This window comes from Lysinibacillus sp. BPa_S21 (assembly GCF_023337795.1).
Taxonomy (GTDB): Bacteria; Bacillota; Bacilli; order Bacillales_A; family Planococcaceae; genus Lysinibacillus.
In genome coordinates this window covers 39,517-58,554 of the sequence record NZ_JALIRS010000007.1, presented here as the reverse complement: position 1 = coordinate 58,554, position 19,038 = coordinate 39,517, and the positions used below count along the sequence as shown (strand labels likewise).

Annotated in this window: 16 protein-coding genes; 12 read left to right on the top strand and 4 right to left on the bottom strand. The window is 37.7% G+C overall.

All coding sequences use genetic code 11. From position 1 onward, the window contains the following. The first annotated feature begins 299 nt into the window (after positions 1–299). The 3 genes from MOK21_RS14885 to MOK21_RS14875 are packed head-to-tail and all read left to right on the top strand — an operon-like array spanning position 300 to position 1,608. Positions 300–764: a P-loop NTPase family protein gene (locus MOK21_RS14885; protein WP_249074782.1), complete on the top strand. Its 465-nt coding sequence runs from the start codon at positions 300–302 to the stop codon at positions 762–764. Positions 765–786: 22 nt separating this feature from the next. Continuing rightward, the gene (locus MOK21_RS14880; protein WP_197143811.1) at positions 787–978 is read left to right on the top strand and encodes a hypothetical protein; all 192 of its coding nucleotides are present in this window, start codon (positions 787–789) and stop codon (positions 976–978) included. A gap of 18 nt (positions 979–996) precedes the next feature. After that, positions 997–1,608, top strand: a complete 612-nt coding sequence (locus MOK21_RS14875) for an alpha/beta hydrolase (protein WP_249074781.1) — start codon at positions 997–999, stop codon at positions 1,606–1,608. 52 nt (positions 1,609–1,660) lie between these two features. On the opposite strand, the gene MOK21_RS14870 is transcribed toward MOK21_RS14875, so the two are convergent. The 3 genes from MOK21_RS14870 to MOK21_RS14860 form a co-directional block, all read right to left on the bottom strand. Then, a complete protein-coding gene (locus tag MOK21_RS14870) occupies positions 1,661–3,772 on the bottom strand; it encodes an MMPL family transporter (RefSeq protein ID WP_249074780.1) in 2,112 nt (703 codons plus the stop codon). A gap of 112 nt (positions 3,773–3,884) precedes the next feature. Then, positions 3,885–4,901, bottom strand: coding sequence for an inorganic phosphate transporter (locus tag MOK21_RS14865; protein ID WP_249074779.1), 1,017 nt, complete (start codon positions 4,899–4,901; stop codon positions 3,885–3,887). 20 nt (positions 4,902–4,921) lie between these two features. Then, positions 4,922–5,542 carry a DUF47 domain-containing protein gene (locus MOK21_RS14860; protein ID WP_249074778.1) on the bottom strand — a complete coding sequence of 207 codons (621 nt, stop codon included), beginning with the start codon at positions 5,540–5,542 and terminating at the stop codon, positions 4,922–4,924. 618 nt (positions 5,543–6,160) lie between these two features. On the opposite strand from MOK21_RS14860, the gene MOK21_RS14855 reads away from it, so the two are divergent. Both MOK21_RS14855 and MOK21_RS14850 read left to right on the top strand, forming a co-directional pair. Further along, on the top strand, positions 6,161–6,847 hold the full coding sequence (locus MOK21_RS14855) for an ABC transporter ATP-binding protein (RefSeq protein ID WP_249074777.1): 687 nt from the start codon (positions 6,161–6,163) through the stop codon (positions 6,845–6,847). Between the two features lies 1 nt (position 6,848). After that, positions 6,849–8,165 (top strand): ABC transporter permease, encoded by a 1,317-nt coding sequence (locus tag MOK21_RS14850; RefSeq protein WP_249074776.1) that lies wholly within the window; start codon positions 6,849–6,851, stop codon positions 8,163–8,165. Positions 8,166–8,280: 115 nt separating this feature from the next. Here the strand turns inward: MOK21_RS14850 and MOK21_RS14845 are convergent, their stop codons facing one another. Then, positions 8,281–9,441: a class I SAM-dependent methyltransferase gene (locus MOK21_RS14845; protein WP_249074775.1), complete on the bottom strand. Its 1,161-nt coding sequence runs from the start codon at positions 9,439–9,441 to the stop codon at positions 8,281–8,283. Positions 9,442–9,624: 183 nt separating this feature from the next. Here MOK21_RS14845 and putP point away from each other — a divergent pair, with 183 nt between their 5' ends. From putP to MOK21_RS14810, 7 genes are all read left to right on the top strand, one after another. After that, positions 9,625–11,115, top strand: coding sequence for a sodium/proline symporter PutP (gene putP / locus MOK21_RS14840; RefSeq protein ID WP_249074774.1), 1,491 nt, complete (start codon positions 9,625–9,627; stop codon positions 11,113–11,115). 133 nt (positions 11,116–11,248) lie between these two features. Next, complete coding sequence (gene hflX / locus MOK21_RS14835; protein WP_249074773.1) at positions 11,249–12,535, top strand: GTPase HflX; 1,287 nt, start codon at positions 11,249–11,251, stop codon at positions 12,533–12,535. A 407-nt stretch (positions 12,536–12,942) separates the two neighbouring features. Continuing rightward, entirely contained in the window at positions 12,943–14,430 is a 1,488-nt protein-coding gene (locus MOK21_RS14830) for a peptide MFS transporter (RefSeq protein ID WP_249074772.1), read from the top strand. 197 nt (positions 14,431–14,627) lie between these two features. Next, positions 14,628–15,773: a M20 peptidase aminoacylase family protein gene (locus tag MOK21_RS14825; protein WP_249074771.1), complete on the top strand. Its 1,146-nt coding sequence runs from the start codon at positions 14,628–14,630 to the stop codon at positions 15,771–15,773. After that, the gene (locus MOK21_RS14820) at positions 15,773–16,597 is read left to right on the top strand and encodes a GNAT family N-acetyltransferase (RefSeq protein ID WP_249074770.1); all 825 of its coding nucleotides are present in this window, start codon (positions 15,773–15,775) and stop codon (positions 16,595–16,597) included. Before MOK21_RS14825 ends, MOK21_RS14820 begins: the two co-directional genes overlap by 1 nt. 22 nt (positions 16,598–16,619) lie before the next feature. Further along, entirely contained in the window at positions 16,620–17,726 is a 1,107-nt protein-coding gene (menC, locus tag MOK21_RS14815) for an o-succinylbenzoate synthase (protein WP_249074769.1), read from the top strand. 91 nt (positions 17,727–17,817) lie between these two features. Further along, positions 17,818–18,870 (top strand): YkvI family membrane protein, encoded by a 1,053-nt coding sequence (locus MOK21_RS14810; RefSeq protein WP_249074768.1) that lies wholly within the window; start codon positions 17,818–17,820, stop codon positions 18,868–18,870. Positions 18,871–19,038 lie beyond the last annotated feature (168 nt).

The following is a 19,038-nucleotide window of genomic DNA, read 5'->3' as shown; positions in this document are numbered from 1 at the left end:
TAATTTGGGTCTCTCGTCTTAATTTAGGGATGACATTTTGTTAAAACGTATGCTATGCGAATAAGTTGATTGGAGTGGAAACTGGGCGACTCCTTGGGGATTAGCGTCACAGATGAGACCCTGCAGCGAAGCGAAGCGGCTCATCGGACGCCCCCAGGAAAGCGCCCAGTCGGAACGGAAATCAATCCACACGTTATGGACATCAAACTTTACTTTTAGTACTATCTATTTTACTTCAATATAACAGGAAGAATAAGTTATACTAAAAGAGATATTGAATAGAAAAGGAGCATTTTTATATGCTAACATTTGAACAAAAGCAAGCAATCATCGACTCATTTCCTGAACTGACAAAGAAGGAAATTTCATTAAAACGCTTAAATTATCACTTTATGGATAGCCTTTACGAAAAGACCATTGTTGTGGAAAAGCTACACCCAAATGGCAACGGCTTCGTCTTTGTTGGTGATTTATTGCGCTATGAGGAAGAAGCAAATGATAAAGGCCTAGTCAATATTCGTGACTATGATGAACAACAGCTTCGCGAAATTATTGAAGATGCCATTCAATATTTATCAGAAGAAGTAGAGGAGCAAGGGCCAATCGAAGAGATATGGCAAAATCGTGAGGGTGCTCAATTAATGCTAGCCTTTGAGCAACGTTCTTGGAATGTTTATCATGGAGACAATTTAGAGGAAGCCTTTGGTACACATGATGCTGCGAAAGAATATTTACTTGAAGAAGGTTTTCGTAAAAAGAAATAAGTAATTCGGGGGATACTAACGAATGAATGGGAAAAAATTAGTGGGAATAGTTATTGTTGTTGTTCTAGCTGCTTGTTTATTTTCAGTATTTACGATCACAAAATTTTATAAAGATCATAAGGAACAGCCAAATAGTGAAAATCGAGAAATTAATAAGTCAAAGAGCTTGAATTTAATTTTGCCACAGGCTACAATTATCTCGAATTCAAGATAATTGAGAGGTGGACTGTCAATGCAGCACGTTTTTTATAAAGGAACAGATGAAACAAAACCAACTTTTTTACTGTTACATGGTACGGGTGGAAATGAACAAAGCTTAATTGGTCTTGCGAAGGAAATTGATGAGACAGCAAGCATTTTAAGTGTCCGTGGAAATGTACTCGAAAATGGTATGCCACGCTTTTTCCGTCGTTTAGCGGAAGGTGTTTTTGATATAGAGGATTTAATTTTCCGCACGAAGGAATTAAATGACTTTTTATTAGAGGCAGCACAGCAGTATAGCTTTGACCGTAATCGAGTGGTTGCTATCGGCTATTCTAATGGCGCGAATATTGCTGCTAGCCTATTATTCCATTATGAGGATGCTTTAGCAGGTGCAATACTGCATCATCCGATGGTACCTAGACGTGATATTAAATTGCCTACACTTTCTTCAATCCCTGTCTTTATCGGTGCTGGAACGAATGATCCAATGTGTACTGCTCAGGAATCTGAAGAATTAGAGGGACTTTTAACGTCAGCTGGGGCCGATGTGACAACTGCATGGTTTAATTACGGTCATCAGCTAACAATGCCTGAGGTAGAAGCTGCAAAAGAATGGTACGACCGTATTTATTCAAAATAAGGGAAAATCCGCAACCTTTGAGTGAAGAGCTCACGGGAGGTTGCGGATTTTTTTATTTTTGCTTCTTCGCGAAGGGAAGCCACCAATTCCAGTCCCCAAAGAGCTTCATAAGACTTGGAACGAGCATGAGACGAATAATCGTTGCGTCAAGGGCAACTGCAATAGCGATACCAACCCCAATTTGCTTCACTGGCATCACATCTGTAAAAGCGAACGCCCCTGTTATTACAATCATAATAAGCGCTGCTGACGTAATGATACGACTTGTAGAAGTTAGACCATCAATCGTAGCACGTGTATTATCCGCGCCTTTTTGATATTCCTCTTGAATGCGTGATATTAAAAAGACTTCATAATCCATACTTAAGCCGAATACAAGACAAAATACAATTACCGGGATAATAAGGACAATGGTACCGGCTTCAATCCCAAAATGTCCGTATTGGAAAATATAGACGAGAATACCGAAAGCGGATGAAAGTCCAATGATATTCATAATAATCGCTTTCAGTGGAATTAAAATAGAGCGGAAAGCGAGCATTAAAATTAAGAAAGTAGAAATGATAATAACGGATACGGCCAAGACAATTTTATTGGCAATTTCATCGAAAATTTCTTGATTGAATTTCGCATGACCTCCGAGAGCAAAGTTGACACCTAAATCCTTATCTTTCCATGTTCGAGCGAATTGTTGAGCAGTACTTGATGAACCAGCTGCATCCAATGTAATTGGGATAAAGAGTTGTTTATCTTTAGAAAATGTATTTAGTATTGGTTTTAATTGTTCTGCCGCTTGAGGGATTTTCAAAGAAGCCGTCAGTTCCTCAGGGGACTTAATGTTAGCCGTCGTATAAATGGTTGATACATGACTCACTAAAGGGTCATCAAGTAATTGTTCTTGAATATTAAAAATAAGCTCTCTTGCCTTACGATCTTCCCAGCCTTCCTTACGTTCTGCTAATAAATATAAAGTTGAGGTATCACCAAGTCCAAACGTTTCGTCTAACTGATCATAAGCAGCACGAGCATCATATTTTGTCGGTAATGAATCCACTTGAGGAATGGTAAGTTTAATATCCTTCAATGGAATCATACCAATACCTAGTAAAAGTAATGCCACAATGACGATGGCAACTGGATGTTTCATGACAAAACCAGCAAAGCCACGCCAACGATTTGCTCCAGCAGGTTTTACACGTAAAACTCGCCATTTATCTAGGCGATCTCCTAATAGCATCATTGTAGCAGGTAGCAATGTTAAACCAGAAAGCACTGCAAGGAATACAACAATTGCGCCTCCTAGAGCGATATTGTGGAAAATTTCGACGTCAATGACAATCATGGCGCCTAAGCCGATCATGACACAAGCAGCAGAAAAGATGATAGAACGGCCAGCTGTCTGTATCGCCGTTTGAATTGCTTGTACAATGGATGTGTGGGCACGTTCTTCGCGATACCGGTTTATAAACAACAAGGCAAAATCAATGCTTAATGCAAGTCCAAGCATGGGCACGATATTTAACACAAAAATTGATAAATTTATATTACCGCTAAATAAAGTCAAAATTCCAAACGCAGTACCAACAGTAACAATGCCGATAATGATAGGTAAGATGGAGGCTACGACAGTACCGAAAGCAAGTAATAGCACTATGATAGCGATTGGTAAGCCTATTGCTTCCGCTGATGCTAAATCCTTTTGACTGGCTGTATTGATGTCTGCTGAAATAACAGGCCCGCCTGTAATGTTCACACCGTCATCCTCTATTAATGAGCGGATGTCTTTCACAACATCAGGTAGACCATCAACATTATTTTTAATATGAACCATTGCATAAGCTATACCATTCTTTTGTAAAGAAGCGTCATTAAGTGGTGACTGGACTGAATGAATCTCCTTAACTTTTTCTAATTTTTTTAATGTATCTTGAATTTTCTTATCGTCAGCTGGATTGAAGACGACCAAAATTGTATCGGAAGGCAAATCAAATGTTTTTGCAAGCTCATTTGTTACATAGGTGTGATCGCCTTTAACAAAAAAACCATCTCCGTGAAGCTTACTTGGGAGTTGTATGGCAAACATAGCCATGGTAATAAAAATGACGAACCATAAGGTTACGATAGCTTTTGCGTGGGTTGTAATAAAAGATGAAAAATTTTTCATAGTAGGTACTATCCTCCTTTTAAAGATAGTGTAAAGGATGTGGCACATTTTGTCGTGTGACAATGCAAAAACTCCTGTCCCAAATAAGGAACAGGAGTCTTAGTATGCGAAGTTAAAAGAATAACGATAATAAAAAGTAAATAATAGCTGCCATAACTGCAGATATTGGCATTGTAATAACCCAAGTAGTGACAATTTTACGGGCCATACCCCAGTTTACACCACGTACACGTTGTGCAGAGCCAACACCCATGATAGAGGAAGAAATAACGTGTGTTGTGGATACTGGTAGGTGAATTAATGTAGCACCGAAGATTACGGATGCAGATGCTAAATCTGCTGCAACTCCGTTTACAGGGCGAATTTTCATGATTTTACCGCCGACTGTTTTAATAATTTTATAGCCTCCGATAGAAGTACCAAGCCCCATTGCAGTTGCTGCTGCAGCTCGTACCCAGAATGGAATTTCATCTCCTGAATGCAAACCACCTGCGATTAACGCCATCGTCATAATTCCCATTGCTTTTTGGGCATCATTAGTACCGTGTGTAAAAGATTGAATGGCGGCAGTGAAAATTTGCATCGTCCGGAAACCTTTATTCGTACGATATAAATTTAAGTTTTTAAACCATAATTTAAACAGTGTCATCATAATAAAGCCAGCGCAAATCGCAAGGATTGGTGAAAGCACTAAGGCCATAATGATTTTAGTGAAACCGCCATAGTTTAGCACTCCGAAGCCAGCAGATGCAATTGCTGCACCAGCGATGGACCCAATCAGAGTGTGGGAAGAACTCGATGGAATACCAAAATACCATGTTAGTAAGTTCCAAATAATAGCGGAGATTAATGCTGCTAAAATAACGACTGAGCCTGTCGTGTCTCCTTCAAAGGCATTTAAAGAGAATGGATCGACAATGTCTTTTGTTAGAGCCTTTGCAACTCCAACGAAGGTAATCGCTCCGATAAAGTTCATCGTTGCAGCCATCATGATAGCTACACGGGGTTTCAATGCTCTAGTGGAAACTGAAGTTGCAATAGCATTTGCTGTATCATGGAAGCCATTGATAAAGTCAAATGTTAGGGCAAAGATAACGACCAGTACGGTTAATATAATGATTGTGTTCATTGTAAGTGCCCATCTCCTAATTACGCGTTACGCATGATAATTGTTTCCATAGTATTTGCAACGTTTTGACAATGATCAGCGATATCTTCAAGTTGTTCATATATATCTTTATATTTAATAAGTCGAATTGGATCTTTTTCATTTAAAAACAGTTGTTTAATGGACGAACGTTGAACTTCATCACATTCACGCTCGTAATCTTTAATAAGAATTGAGTGTGGGCGCATGCCAATTAGATTCTTTTTCTTTAACTCTTCTGTTGCTTTTACAATTTCATCAGCACTTTTTGAAATATAGCCTAAGAAAGTACGCATGGATTCATCAACCTCAGTTAGAGAGAACATTTCAAAATGAGCGATACAATGCTCCGTACCATCTAATACGTCGTCCATACGAATGGCAAATTCTAAAATGTCTTCGCGTTCGATAGGTGTCATAAATGATTTGTTTAGCATCACGATTAGTTCATGAATGAGCTTATCACCAGCTGTTTCGTAATTTTTCATCGTAATGCTAATCTCTTTTAGGTCAGCTACACTGTTAATACGAAAATCATTTGCGTAATGTACGGCCTCTCTCATATTTTCAGCAATTTTATGTAAAGCTATAAAGAAAGGGTCTTGTTTTTTTGAGTTAAGCATGTAAATCGAATCCTCCTGGATATAAATAAATTGGCCTCTAAACTTTACTATCATAACAAAATCTTTAATTTATCTACACAAAATTCTTCAATTCTACAGAAAACTTTACAATCCTGTAATATACAATTTGCTCACAAAATAATAATGGAACCTCTGTGTTTGTTTTTATTAATACAGAAAAATGCTTTAAATATAGGTTTTATAGAGATTTCTACTTTCTGTTTACTACAAAAGAATACTATGGAGACATAAAATTTTGAATAACTTATATGTCAGAATTGTAAAGGGAATGTAAAGGAATCATTTTGCGCATAGTTTTCCCTTTTCTTAAGAATATCTTCATTTTTATCCTTCAACTTTATTAAGAATTCTTTACTACAATGGAGAAAGAATGGCTCATCACCATAAGTTTAGGATGATATTTGTTAAAAACATATCCATATATGGAAGTTGATTGGAGTGGAGACTGGGCGACTCCTTGGGGATTAGCGTCACAGATGAAACCCTGAAGCGAGCAGCGCGAGTGAAGCGGCTCATCGGACGCGCCCAGTCGGAACGGAAATCAACCCACGTTATGGTGATGAATCTAGAGAATGTGAAAGGGGCGTTTATTTAACAATGATTCAAGTCGAAAATTTACAACATACATTTTTAATCGGAAAGAAAGGCAAGGAAAAGCATGTTCCAGTATTAAAAGGTGTCAACTTTGAGGTGAAAAAAGGAGAGATTGTCGCGATTGTAGGTAAAAGTGGCTCCGGTAAATCAACCTTATTACAAATATTAGCTGGATTTATGAAATCTGAACAAGGATCTATTAAGGTAAACGGAATGGAAACAGCGCATCTCACTGAAGCAGAAAGTGCAGCTTTTCGTTTACAACAGTTCGGATTTATCTTTCAAAACTTCCAACTGATGCCAGGCTTAACGGCGTTTGAAAACATTGAACTACCATTGAAGTTACAGGGTATCAGGAAAGCTATGCGTACTGAAAAAGTGAAAAAATTAATGGACAAGGTTGGTTTAACAGATGTAGCAGACCATTACCCAAATGAATTATCGGGTGGTCAGCAACAGCGTGTTAGTATTGCAAGAGCTCTAATTACAAATCCACCTATCTTGTTGGCAGATGAGCCGACAGGAAGTCTTGACTCGGAAACGGAGCAAGATATATTGCTGCTCATTCAAAGCCTAAACCGTGAGCTTGGTTTAACATTTGTCATTATCACGCACGACGAGGAAGTAGCAACAATAGCACATCGACGTTTTCGCATGTACGATGGGGAACTTGTAAAGGAGGAAGCATAGTATGTTATTTAAAGATCAACTAGATTTTGTGACACAGCATATAAAGAAAAATAAATTACGTGTGTTTATGACGGTGCTGGCCGCAACTATGGGCTGTGCATTTTTGATTGTCCTCGCATCAGTTGGGTTTGGGCTTCAGGATTCCATACGCAATGAAATATTATCGGATGAAAAAGTTACGAAAATTCAAGTGCATGGTAATGATCAATTTACAGAGGAACAAATCAATGAAATAAAAAATATAGAACATGTGGAAACAATACTTGAAACGATTACTGTTAATGCATCAGCCCATTCATTTTTTGAGGATCGTGATACAGACTCTGAATTATACGTTGCGAATATGCATAATTTTGAGCAAGTAAACGGCAAGCTTGAGAAAGGGAAGTATCCAACAAAGCCAAACGAAATTATTGTAGGTTATCATTTTGCTCAATCATTAGTAAATGATGCTGAGCGCAAAATTATTGAAGAAAAAAATAAAAAAGCTGAAGCGGAAGGCACTTTTTATAATGGTAGTGAGGAAGGTTATAAGGACTCATTAATTGGTAAAGAGATCGAGTTAGCATTAATGCCACGTATTGATGGGGCAAAAGAAACAAAGAAAACGAAATATACGATTGTCGGTGTGATGAAGAAGCCATCTTATGATTGGATGATTAATAATTCTATTTATATGGACACAGAGCAAAAGCCAATGCTAGCTACAACTTTAGCAGCAACAGATGTTAAAGAGGATGACATGTTTTATTCAGAGTTTAATATTTTTGCTGATAGCATGGAAAATGTAAAACCGATATTAGACAAACTAAAAGACAAAGGCTATAGTGTTTTTTCTGTAACGGAGCAATTGGATCAAATGAATGTATTTTTCCTAGTTTTAAAAATCGGTTTAATATTTGTAGGGACAATTGCTGTCTTGATCGCGTCGATTGGCATTTTCAATACTATGACGATGGCTGTTACAGAGCGTACTCGTGAAATTGGTGTTTTAAAGGCGATTGGAGCGAGTCCGAAACTTATTCAACGCTTGTTCTTAATGGAAAGTACGTTCATTGGTATTATTGGGACTTTGATAGCCGTGGCTATTTCTTATGTTATTAGCTTTGTAGCAAATGCTACATTGCCTTTAATTTTAGAAGCAGCAACAGGTGAAGATGCGTTTAGTAAAAATGACATTATATTTTCACTTATTCCTTGGCAGCTTGTTCTTATTGCATCAGCGATTAGTATTGGTGTAGCGATGATTTCAGGCTATCGTCCAGCACGAAAAGCCACAAAAATCGATGTTATTCAAGCATTACGACAAGAACTGTAATAGAAAGGGTGGTCCAGAAGTATTGGACCACCTTTTTAATTTGATTAAGCAAATTCAGAAATACCCGCGAAAGGAGGGTGAATACCCGCGCAACGCTCACAAATATCGCGGCATTTTATAGGTAAGCTTGTAACTCATTCGCTAAAAATGGCTTGGCATTTAGTAACTTTAAAAACGCATCATAGTTAGAGCGCTGTTCAGAGTTTGGTTTTTTACCTGTTCGATAGGCTCGTATTAAAATGTTTTTTGGTGTGTTTTCCATATCTATAAACTCTAGCAATTGTGCCTCATAGCCAACAAGTGATAAAATTTCTGCTCTGATGGCATCTGTTGCGAGCGCTGCAAAACGTTCGCGTACGAGACCGTGTTGAAGCATGATATCAAGTGCTGGTGTGTTAAGCTGGCGATTTAGCTCATGCTGGCAACAAGGGACACTTAAAATAACACTTGCTCCCCATTTCACAGCGCGCGCTAATGCCATATCAGTGGCAACATCACAGGCGTGGAGAGTTACCACCATGTCCACGGCAGACTCATCATTATAATCATTAATATCTCCTACTAGAAATTCGAGTTGATCATAGCCTAAATCCTGTGCGATTTGTGAGCATTCCTCAATGACTTCCTTCTTTAAATCCAAACCAGTGACACGAATGTCTAAGCCTTTTTCGATTTTTAAATAATGGTACAAGGCGAATGTTAAATAGGATTTGCCTGAACCGAAATCTAAAATACGAACCTGACGATCCTTTGGTAAGTGGGTTAAAGCATCGTCAATAAATTCAATGAAACGGTTGATTTGCTTAAACTTATCGTATTTTTGTTTTTTTATTTTTCCTTCTTCTGTTTGTACCCCAAGACGAATTAAAAATGGGTAGGGCTTATCCTCAGCCAGTAAATAGTTCTTCTTGCGATTATGAGCTAAATTGACTTGCTTTGGCGTTGAGGATTTATCGGATTTCCACAGTACTTTGTTCTTTTTTGATAGCTGCACTTGTACTTTTTCATCAATGAAATCAACATGAGCTTGACGGTAATCGTTAAAAATTGCTTCTAGCTTCTCAGGGAAACTTTCTAATAGAACATTTTCGTGTTTTAAAATACGTTCAAATTGATATTCAACTTGTATATGGTAAGCATCCTTAAGTAATAAAGGTTTTAGCTTTATACGTTTTACTTCGTTTGATTTCATACGTGGTTGACTGATTGTAGCAGTAACGAGTTGTTGTTGTAAAATCCGCTCCATAAGCTGAGCTTTCATTTCTTCAAATGTCATACATTTCGCCTTCTTTATCGTGTTATAGATGGCACTAGTTTAACACACTTTATGAAGTCCGATGCTATTATAAATTTTAGACATCACTCTTTGAATAATTATAGGTTATCATGTATATTTGTGGTATTTTAATTATAGTGAATTTTTAATAAAAAGACTAAAGGGGAAATAAGGGGGAAAAATATGTCTGCAAACATGTATCAATTACTTGCGATTATTATTTACATGATCGCCATGCTAGGAATCGGTTGGTATGCTTTTGTGAAAACATCAAATTTAACGGATTACATGCTCGGTGGGCGTTCGCTAGGTCCTGCTGTTACAGCACTGAGCGCAGGGGCAGCAGATATGTCTGGTTGGCTGTTAATGGGTTTACCGGGTGCGATTTATTTAGCTGGACTTTCCAAGGCTTGGATCGCCATTGGTTTAACAATTGGTGCCTATTTGAATTGGCTATTAGTAGCACCGAGACTACGTGTCTATACACAAGTTTCTAATGACTCTATTACTATACCGAGTTATTTAGATAATCGTTTACGTGACAGCACAAAGCTAATTAGGATTGCTTCAGGTATTATTATTTTAATCTTCTTTACATTTTATGTTTCTTCAGGAATGGTTGCAGGAGGCAAATTTTTTGATAGTTCCTTTGGCTATGAATACCATACCGGCTTATTAATTGTATCTGCTGTTGTTGTGGCATATACATTGTTTGGGGGATTCTTAGCAGTTAGTTATACAGACTTTTTACAAGGTCTCATTATGTTTATAGCACTTATTGCTGTACCGTTATTTGGATTGTCTTTAACAGGTGGAATTGGAGATACGATAGCATCCATTAAAGCTGTAAATCCTGACCATCTGAACTTATTGTCTTCAAATGCAACTGCTGCAGTCATTATTTCATCACTTGCATGGGGGCTAGGTTATTTTGGACAACCGCATATAATCGTGCGCTTTATGGCTATTAGCTCAGTAAAAGAAACAAAGCAAGCTCGTCGCATCGGTATTGGCTGGATGATGTTGAGTTTATTCGGAGCGATTGGGACAGCTTTAGTAGGTGTGGCTTATTATGAGCAACATGCAGGTGAGCTAAAAGACGCTGAGACAGTATTTATTGTACTTGGTCAAATTTTATTCCACCCATTCATTGCAGGAATAATGCTAGCTGCCATTCTAGCCGCAGTAATGAGTACAATATCATCGCAATTAATTGTTACTTCGTCAGCACTTGTGGAAGATATTTATAAAGCTTTATTTAATAAAACAGCAGATGATAAGCATTATGTCTTTGTAGGCCGTGTCTCTGTTTTAGTTGTAGCTATTATCGCAGGGATTTTAGCATGGAATCCAGATAGTTCTATTCTAGACTTAGTGGGCTTTGCTTGGGCTGGCTTCGGTGCAGCGTTTGGTCCTGTCATATTGCTGTCCCTATATTGGAGAAAATTAACGAATTACGGAGCACTCAGTGGAATGGTAGCTGGTGCTGCAACTGCCTTTGCTTGGGGGAAAATAAAATTCTTAGCTGATACATTATACGAGATTGTTCCAGGCTTCATAGTATGCTTAATCGTTGCGGTTATTGTCAGTATTTTGACATATAAACCGAATAAAGATATTGAAGACGAGTTCGATCGTACTGAAGTATTGCTGAAAGAAGAACGTAGTAAATGAATGAAGTGCGCCTTTTACATAGAAGGCGCATTTTTTACGATATCTATGTTAAACGACACGAATTAGGACATTATATGGTAAGATGAAGAAAATTTGTCGTAGTAGCACCAAAGTGTCGGTGGGAGGTTTGTGGATGGATAGAATTAAAGAAGTAGATATATTGTTGGAAAAAGCTATTTTAGTTGGCGTAAATCTACGGAATGATCAGCATTTTGATTATTCAATGGAGGAGTTAAAGAATTTAGCTGAAGCTTTAAATGTAGAAGTCGTTGGCGTTGTCACACAAAATTTAGAGCGCATTACGCCATCTCATTATGTTGGTACTGGTAAAATTGAAGAAATAAAAAACTTTTATGACGAAGCACAAGCAAATTTAGTGATTTTTAATGATGAATTATCACCTTCGCAAATCCGTAATTTAGAGCGTGATTTAGAGACAAAGGTTATTGATAGAACGATGTTGATTTTAGATATTTTTGGACGTCGTGCTAAAACAAGTGAAGCACAGATGCAAGTTGAGTTAGCGCAATTGCAATATATGCTACCTCGTTTGGTTGGCTTGCATGCTTCTCTTAGTCGTCAAGGTGGCGGTACTGGTGGTGGCTTTAAAAACCGTGGTGCCGGTGAGACAAAGCTTGAGCTAGACCGTCGGAAAATTGAGGATCAAATTGCGAAAATAAAGAAGGACCTAGAGCATGTAAAGGAACAACGAGAGACGCAGCGTAAACAACGACGTAAAAATGCCGTCCCTGTCGTTTCCATTGTTGGCTATACGAACGCTGGTAAGTCAACGATTATGAATCAGCTACTTACGAAAATAGGGCAGGAAGATCATAAACAAGTGTTTGAGAAGGATATGCTTTTTGCCACACTTGAAACATCTGTCCGTCAAATAGAGTTACCTGATAAAAAGACATTTTTATTAACAGATACAGTTGGTTTTGTTAGCAAATTACCGCATCATCTAGTGAAGGCATTCCGCTCAACATTGGAAGAGGCTCGTGATGCCGACTTATTGCTTCATGTTGTAGATGTTTCCAATTCTGAGCACGGCTTTATGATGGACGTAACAAATGAAACGCTTAAAGCAGTTGGTGTTGAAGGGATTCCGACAATTTATGTGTATAATAAAGCGGATATAGCAAACGTTTCATATCCTGTTATTAGCGGTGATAATATTTGGATTTCAGCAAAGGAAGGGACTGGATTAGAGGAATTGTTGCAAATGATACGTCAGCATATTTTCTCTGATTATGTAACTTGTAAAATGCTTATTCCGTACGAACAAGGGAATATCGTCTCTTATTTAAATGAAAATGCCTCTGTCTATGAAACAGCGTATGAAGAACATGGTACGCTTTTAACAATAGAGGTAAAAGATTCGGATTACGCAAAATTCCAACAATATGTAATAAAATAATCAATCACATCATTGTTCTAAAAGCATGCTAGAAGCATTCCTTATTTCTAGCGTGCTTTTTTGTAATGGAAAAAGCGAATTTATATCGTTGTGAATGAAATTATAGATAAAGCTAGCTTATTTGTTAATAAAATAAATAATCTGACTATAAAATATTTTAGAATAATTTTATGGTGGTTTGTAATTTAGTTGATATCAAATAGTGAGAAAAGTTAGGAATATCAACAGGTTTGCTATAATTCTATAAAAATCATTCTGAATTTAAAGAAAAGGTGTAAAATTCCAACATTTTTTAAAACTCTTGAAAAAGTTTTTAAAACACTTTAGTATGATGAAATAAAGTTTTTATCTGTACTATTGGGTAATAATATTATTATTGAATAATGAAATCGGGAGAGGATATTTTTATGTCTACTAAAGATGAAATTGTAAAATCCGTCCCTCAAAATGGCTTTGTTGGACACCCTAAAGGGCTCTTTACATTATTTTTCACAGAATTTTGGGAACGATTCTCATACTACGGTATGCGAGCAATTCTGATTTTCTTTATGTACTATGAATTGCATGAAGGCGGCTTAGGCCTGGATCGTGGAACAGCGAACTCCATTATGGCTATCTACGGATCATTGGTTTACATGTCAGGGATTATCGGTGGTTGGATTGCTGACCGATTATTGGGCACACGTAGAACCATTTTTTATGGTGGCGTGTTCATAATGTTTGGGCATTTCCTGCTAGCGTTACCTGGTGGCGTAGGCATGTTGTTTGCTTCAATGTTCTTCATTGTCATTGGGACAGGTTTATTAAAACCGAACGTTTCAAGTATTGTCGGAGATATGTATGCTGATACAGATAGCCGTCGTGATGCAGGTTTTTCGATTTTCTATATGAGTATTAATATGGGATCATTCCTTGCACCATTAATTGTCGGAACAATTGGACAAAAGTATAATTTCCACCTAGGCTTCGGTATAGCAGGGTTAGGGATGTTTATTGGTTTAATTATTTTTAAATTAACAGGAAAAAAATATTTAGGCTTAGCAGGGTTACAGGTAAACAACCCGTTACTACCTGAAGAACGAAAAAAAGTCTTTACACGATTTGGAATTATAGCGCTACTTATTATTATTGCTGGGGCTATTGGTATCAAAACTGGCGTACTAACAATGAATGTTTTTGGTTTCATTATTACGACGCTAGGTATTGTAATTCCAACGGTGTTCTTTATTTATATGTATCGCAGTGAGAAAACAACAAAGGATGAGAAGTCTCGCGTACTCGCTTACATTCCATTGTTTTTATCGGCAGTAATGTTTTGGGCAATCCAAGAACAAGGGGCAACTATTTTAGCAACGTATGCAGATAGTCGTACACGATTGGATATTGGTAGTTTTCATATTCAATCTTCTTGGTTCCAATCGTTAAACCCTTTATTCGTCGTTACGATGGCTCCATTATTTGCTATGTTATGGATGAAATGGGGAGATAAGCAACCATCTACACCGCGTAAATTCGCTTATGCATTATTCTTTGCGGGATTATCATTCTTAGTGATGATGCTACCAGCGTATTTATCTGGTGGTACAGATTTAGTAAGTCCATGGTGGTTAGTAATATCATTCTTTTTAGTTGTAGTTGGGGAGTTATTATTATCGCCAGTAGGATTGTCAGTTACTACAAAATTGGCTCCGAAGGCTTTTGCTGCGCAAACGATGTCACTTTGGTTTTTAACAAGTGCGGCAGCACAAGCAATCAACGCACAACTTGTAAAAGTCTATGAAGTTGTAAGCGAATTCACGTACTTCGGTTTCTTAGGCTCATTATCCATTGTTTTCGGGATAATAATATTAGTACTTTCGCCAATTATTTCAAAAGCTATGCGAGGTATTAATTAATCATCAAAAGATGCAAGAACAGTTATTCAACTAACTGTACTTGCATCTTTTTTTGTATGAAGAGATATTTTGTTGGTAGTCTGCTCATCATGTAACATGTGTTTAATTTGCTGAATACGGGACGTTTCTGTGTAGAAAAGTTTTTATTTTCCTTTATAATAATCTTAATAGTATGAAAATTAAAGGGGTTGGATGCTATGAAAGAAACTTTGAGTCGTTTGAGGCCAAGGTTAATGGAGATTTTCACGTATTTGCACACGCATCCAGAAATAAGCTGGCATGAGGTAGAAACAACGAATTATATTGTTGATTTACTTACACGTGAAGGTTTTTCACCAATACGCTTTAAAAACAGTACAGGACTTTATGTTGACGTAGGAAATGGTCATCCTAAAGTTGGCTTGCGTACGGACATTGATGCGCTATGGCAAGAAGTAGATGGTGAATTTCGTGCGAATCATTCCTGTGGTCATGACGGACATATGACGATGGCAATCGGTGCTCTATTACTTTTGAAAGAGCTTGCTCCATCATTTAACGGTACAATTCGTGTGATTTTTCAACCTGCTGAAGAAAAAGGAACAGGTGCTTTATCTGTTTTAAAAGAGGGAATCATTGATGATTTGGACTTTTTATTTGGTGTTCATGTAAGACCTGTCCATGAGCTTGAAGACGGTACATATTGTGCCGCGTTGCACCATGGGGCCTCTCGATTACTTGAGGGGGAAATTATTGGAGAAGATGCCCATGCAGCAAGACCACATCTCGGCGTGAACGCCATTGAAGTAGGAGCAACTATTATCGAAGATTTAAGAACGCTTCATACAGATCCAATGGTTCCTGTATCAATTAAGATGACAAAATTCCATGCAGGAGGAGAATCCGGCAATATTATTCCTGGAAGTGCATCGTTCACCATTGATATACGAGCGCAACGAAACGATGTAATGGATACACTTGCGCAAGGAGTAAAAAGGGTTATTGATTCTTCCAAGGTCTTGCATAAAGTGCAGATTGAATTACGTACTGTTGCCAATGTAGTAGCTGCTGAGGTAGACTCAACTGCTCAATATATTATGGAGCAGGCTATCGTGCAAGCTGCCGGATTGTCGAATTTAAGAAAGCCAGTTCATACACCTGGAGGTGAAGATTTCCATCACTATGCTGTTCAACGTCCACATTTAAAATCTACGATGCTAGGTCTCGGTTGTGGGGTAACACCAGGACTACATCATCCAAAGATGAGATTTAAGCAGGCGAGGCTTGTAACAGGGGTTGAAATCCTGACAAGAGCGGTATTGTTAGCATTAGAGTCGGGGAATACAAAGGAGGGATCAGCATAATGTTAGAGAGAGTACGTATTCAAAAAATAATGGCACCTACAGAGATTGCAGAAGTACAAATTTTGAACGAACGTATTTGGGGAAGTCAGGCTATTCCCTCGCATCAATTATTAGCAGCTGTACAAAATGGTGGTTTAGTTCTTGGGGCATATTTAGACGAAAAGCTGATTGGCTTTAATTACTGCTTTGTTGGGTATCGACATGGAAAAATGTATTTACTCTCGCACATGATTGGAGTGGAGAAAACATATCGTGAACAAGGTGTAGGTGAATTATTAAAGCATGCTCAACAGGAATATGCAAAAGAACATGGGTTTCAGCTTGTGATTTGGTTATTTGATCCGCTAGAAGCGTGTATGGCTAATTTATCATTTTTGAAGCTTAATGCCTTTAGTTTTCAGTATGAAAATAATTATTATGGTCCGCTTAAAGATGATTTTAACGATGGGCTACCTTCAGATCGAATTGTTGCAGAATGGTGGATTGAACAAGATAGAGTAGAAGATTCCTTAGATGAACTGGAAGAAGAAGCTGAAGAAATTGTACCGTGGTCTTTAACGGTAGATGGCTTACCCGTACTTGATATTGACGGTGAATTTCAGCGTGAACAAATATATTATAAGGACGCTTATTTATTGCCTATTCCTCAATATTTACAAAAGATGAAAATAGAGAGTCCTAAGCTTGCGGAGGACTGGCGTTATAAAATTCGTACTATTTTAGCGACATTGTTTGAACAAAATTATGCTATTGTTCGAATGCAAAAGAATAAGGAATATGTGCATAGCTATCTATTAGTCAGACGCTCCTTATTAGCTTTATAATAAGGCTAAGGAGTGAAATCTTGTGAAACTAGAACAGATTACAGTTAGACATATAAAAATGCCTATGAAAGCACCGTTTACAACGAGTTTTGGCACAATTGATGAAAAAGAACTTCTATTAATAGAAGCGATAGATCAATCGGGAACGAAAGGATGGGGAGAAGCTGTTGCCTTTGTAGCGCCTTGGTATACAGAGGAGACATTAAAAACAACATGGCATATGCTTGAAGACTTCTTAATCCCCATCTTGTTACATAAAGAGGTTGAGCATCCAGATGAGATCAGTGTTTTGTTTTCTTCAATTCGTCGTAATTGCATGGCGAAATCCTCTATTGAAGGAGCCGTATGGGATATTTATGCACAACAAACGAAACAATCACTTGCGAAAGCCTTAGGCGGAAATAAGGAGAAAATAGAGGTAGGTGTTAGCGTAGGTATTCAATCTTCTACAGAAGCATTAATTGATTTATTAAAAGGTCATGTAAAAAAAGGCTATAAACGAGTAAAAGTGAAAATTAAGCCTGGCCATGATGTAGAAGTTATTCGAGCTATTCGAGCTGAAATGCCGGACCTGCCATTGATGGTAGATGCTAATTCGGCATATTCATTGAACGATATGGATGTACTGCAGCAACTGGATGCATTTAATCTATTAATGATTGAGCAGCCATTAGCTGTAGATGATATTGTCGATCATGCTAAGCTGCAGCGAAAGTTAAAGACGCCTATTTGCTTAGATGAAAGTATTACCTCCTTTGAAGATGCTCGAAAAGCGATAGAACTTGGAAGTTGTGGTGTTATGAACATAAAAATAGGGCGTGTGGGCGGTTTAACAGAAGCTAGAAGAATTCATGATTTATGCAAGGAAAATAATATTCCTGTTTGGTGTGGTGGTATGTTAGAGGCAGGAATCGGACGAGCGCATAATATTGCATTAACGTCGCTCTCTAATTTTGTGTTGCCTGGGGATACTGCCGGCTCAAGTCATTATTGGTATGAGGACATCATTACACCTGAAGTAATTGTAGAAGATGGTTATATTCATGTGCCACAAAAGGCTGGAATTGGATATACACTTAATATGAAGGTAATTGATAAGTTAACAATCAGCACAAAGGTTTATCAATAATAGGTTCATCAACAATAGTTGAGGATGACTTTTGAGAAAATGTCTACGATGTAAATAAGTTGAATAATAGAATAAATAGGGAGAGAACTGATTGAAAAAAAGTTTGCAAATCGGTGGTGCCTATGTAGGAATTATCGTCGGTGCGGGATTTGCATCAGGACAGGAAATTGTACTATATTTTACGAGCTATGGCTTTCATGGAATTTACGGTGCACTTATTGCTACAGTTGGATTTGCTCTAGTAGGAATGTGCATTGCTCAAATTAGCTCAAGATTGCGTACGACATCGCACAAGGATTTAATTTATCAAATTTCTGGAAATACGGTTGTAGGCTTTGTCATGGATATTTTACTGTCGCTCTTCTTATTCGGTGTTGCAGTAATTATGTTTGCGGGAGCAGGTGCTACGCTTCATCAAATGTTTGGACTACCAGTTTGGCTTGGGAGCATTTGTATGATAGTACTTACTATAGCGACTGTGATGATGGATGTGAAGAGTATCATAAACGTTATTGCTATAGCTACACCCTATCTGCTAGCCATTGTCTCGATAATAGCGATCTATTCATTAGCAACGATGGATTTAACCTTTGTCGAACAAGCTGTTATTGCGCAGCAAGCACAAGTAAGTTCTAAAAGCTGGTGGGTTACTGCGTTACTGTATTTGTCTTTTAATATTGGGGTGTGTTTTTCACTTTTAACGGTTATGTGTGGAGCTATTCGCAATGAAAAAGTGGCAGGAATGGGAGGTATTATCGGTGGGATTTTGCTTGGAGCTTTAATTCTACTTATTAACCTGTCTCTTCTGGCAAAAATGAATGTCATCGTCGGCATAGATATACCCATGCTCGCTTTAGCAAATGAAATTCATCCTTTAATTGGTCTGCTGATGTCTTTTTCCTTATTAGGGATGATTTATAATACAGCGGTGGGGATGTTCTATTCATTTATGGTGAGATTTTTAAAACCTAATAAGGCTAGTTTTAAAGTAACTGCCGTATTTATCGGTGGTCTAGGCTTTTTAGCAAGTCTTGCTGGTTTTACGATGCTTGTAGCCAAGCTATATGCAGTGATGGGCTATGTCGGTTTTATATTAATAGTTTTAATTATTTTCACATGGCTTAAAGGCTTTCGTATAACGTAACTAAAGTAGTGATAGCCTCTAATGAATGTCGCGGCACAATTGATGTAATAAGGTGATTGAGAAAAAATTAGGTTTTTATTCTCAATTACCTTTTTATTTGTGTGAAAAATGGAGAGACATTGAACTTCGGAAGTAACTCTAAACATAGATATTTCGTTGATAATGCTC

Coding starts and splice junctions, on each gene's coding strand:
- MOK21_RS14880 (WP_197143811.1), top strand. CDS start 787: ATGAATGGGAAAAAATTAGTGGGAATAGTTATTGTTGTTGTTCTAGCT.
- MOK21_RS14845 (WP_249074775.1), bottom strand. CDS start 9,441: ATGACATTTGAAGAAATGAAAGCTCAGCTTATGGAGCGGATTTTACAA.
- MOK21_RS14825 (WP_249074771.1), top strand. CDS start 14,628: ATGAAAGAAACTTTGAGTCGTTTGAGGCCAAGGTTAATGGAGATTTTC.
- MOK21_RS14850 (WP_249074776.1), top strand. CDS start 6,849: ATGTTATTTAAAGATCAACTAGATTTTGTGACACAGCATATAAAGAAA.
- hflX (WP_249074773.1), top strand. CDS start 11,249: ATGGATAGAATTAAAGAAGTAGATATATTGTTGGAAAAAGCTATTTTA.
- MOK21_RS14830 (WP_249074772.1), top strand. CDS start 12,943: ATGTCTACTAAAGATGAAATTGTAAAATCCGTCCCTCAAAATGGCTTT.
- MOK21_RS14860 (WP_249074778.1), bottom strand. CDS start 5,542: ATGCTTAACTCAAAAAAACAAGACCCTTTCTTTATAGCTTTACATAAA.
- MOK21_RS14885 (WP_249074782.1), top strand. CDS start 300: ATGCTAACATTTGAACAAAAGCAAGCAATCATCGACTCATTTCCTGAA.
- MOK21_RS14870 (WP_249074780.1), bottom strand. CDS start 3,772: ATGAAAAATTTTTCATCTTTTATTACAACCCACGCAAAAGCTATCGTA.
- MOK21_RS14875 (WP_249074781.1), top strand. CDS start 997: ATGCAGCACGTTTTTTATAAAGGAACAGATGAAACAAAACCAACTTTT.
- putP (WP_249074774.1), top strand. CDS start 9,625: ATGTCTGCAAACATGTATCAATTACTTGCGATTATTATTTACATGATC.
- MOK21_RS14820 (WP_249074770.1), top strand. CDS start 15,773: ATGTTAGAGAGAGTACGTATTCAAAAAATAATGGCACCTACAGAGATT.
- MOK21_RS14855 (WP_249074777.1), top strand. CDS start 6,161: ATGATTCAAGTCGAAAATTTACAACATACATTTTTAATCGGAAAGAAA.
- MOK21_RS14865 (WP_249074779.1), bottom strand. CDS start 4,901: ATGAACACAATCATTATATTAACCGTACTGGTCGTTATCTTTGCCCTA.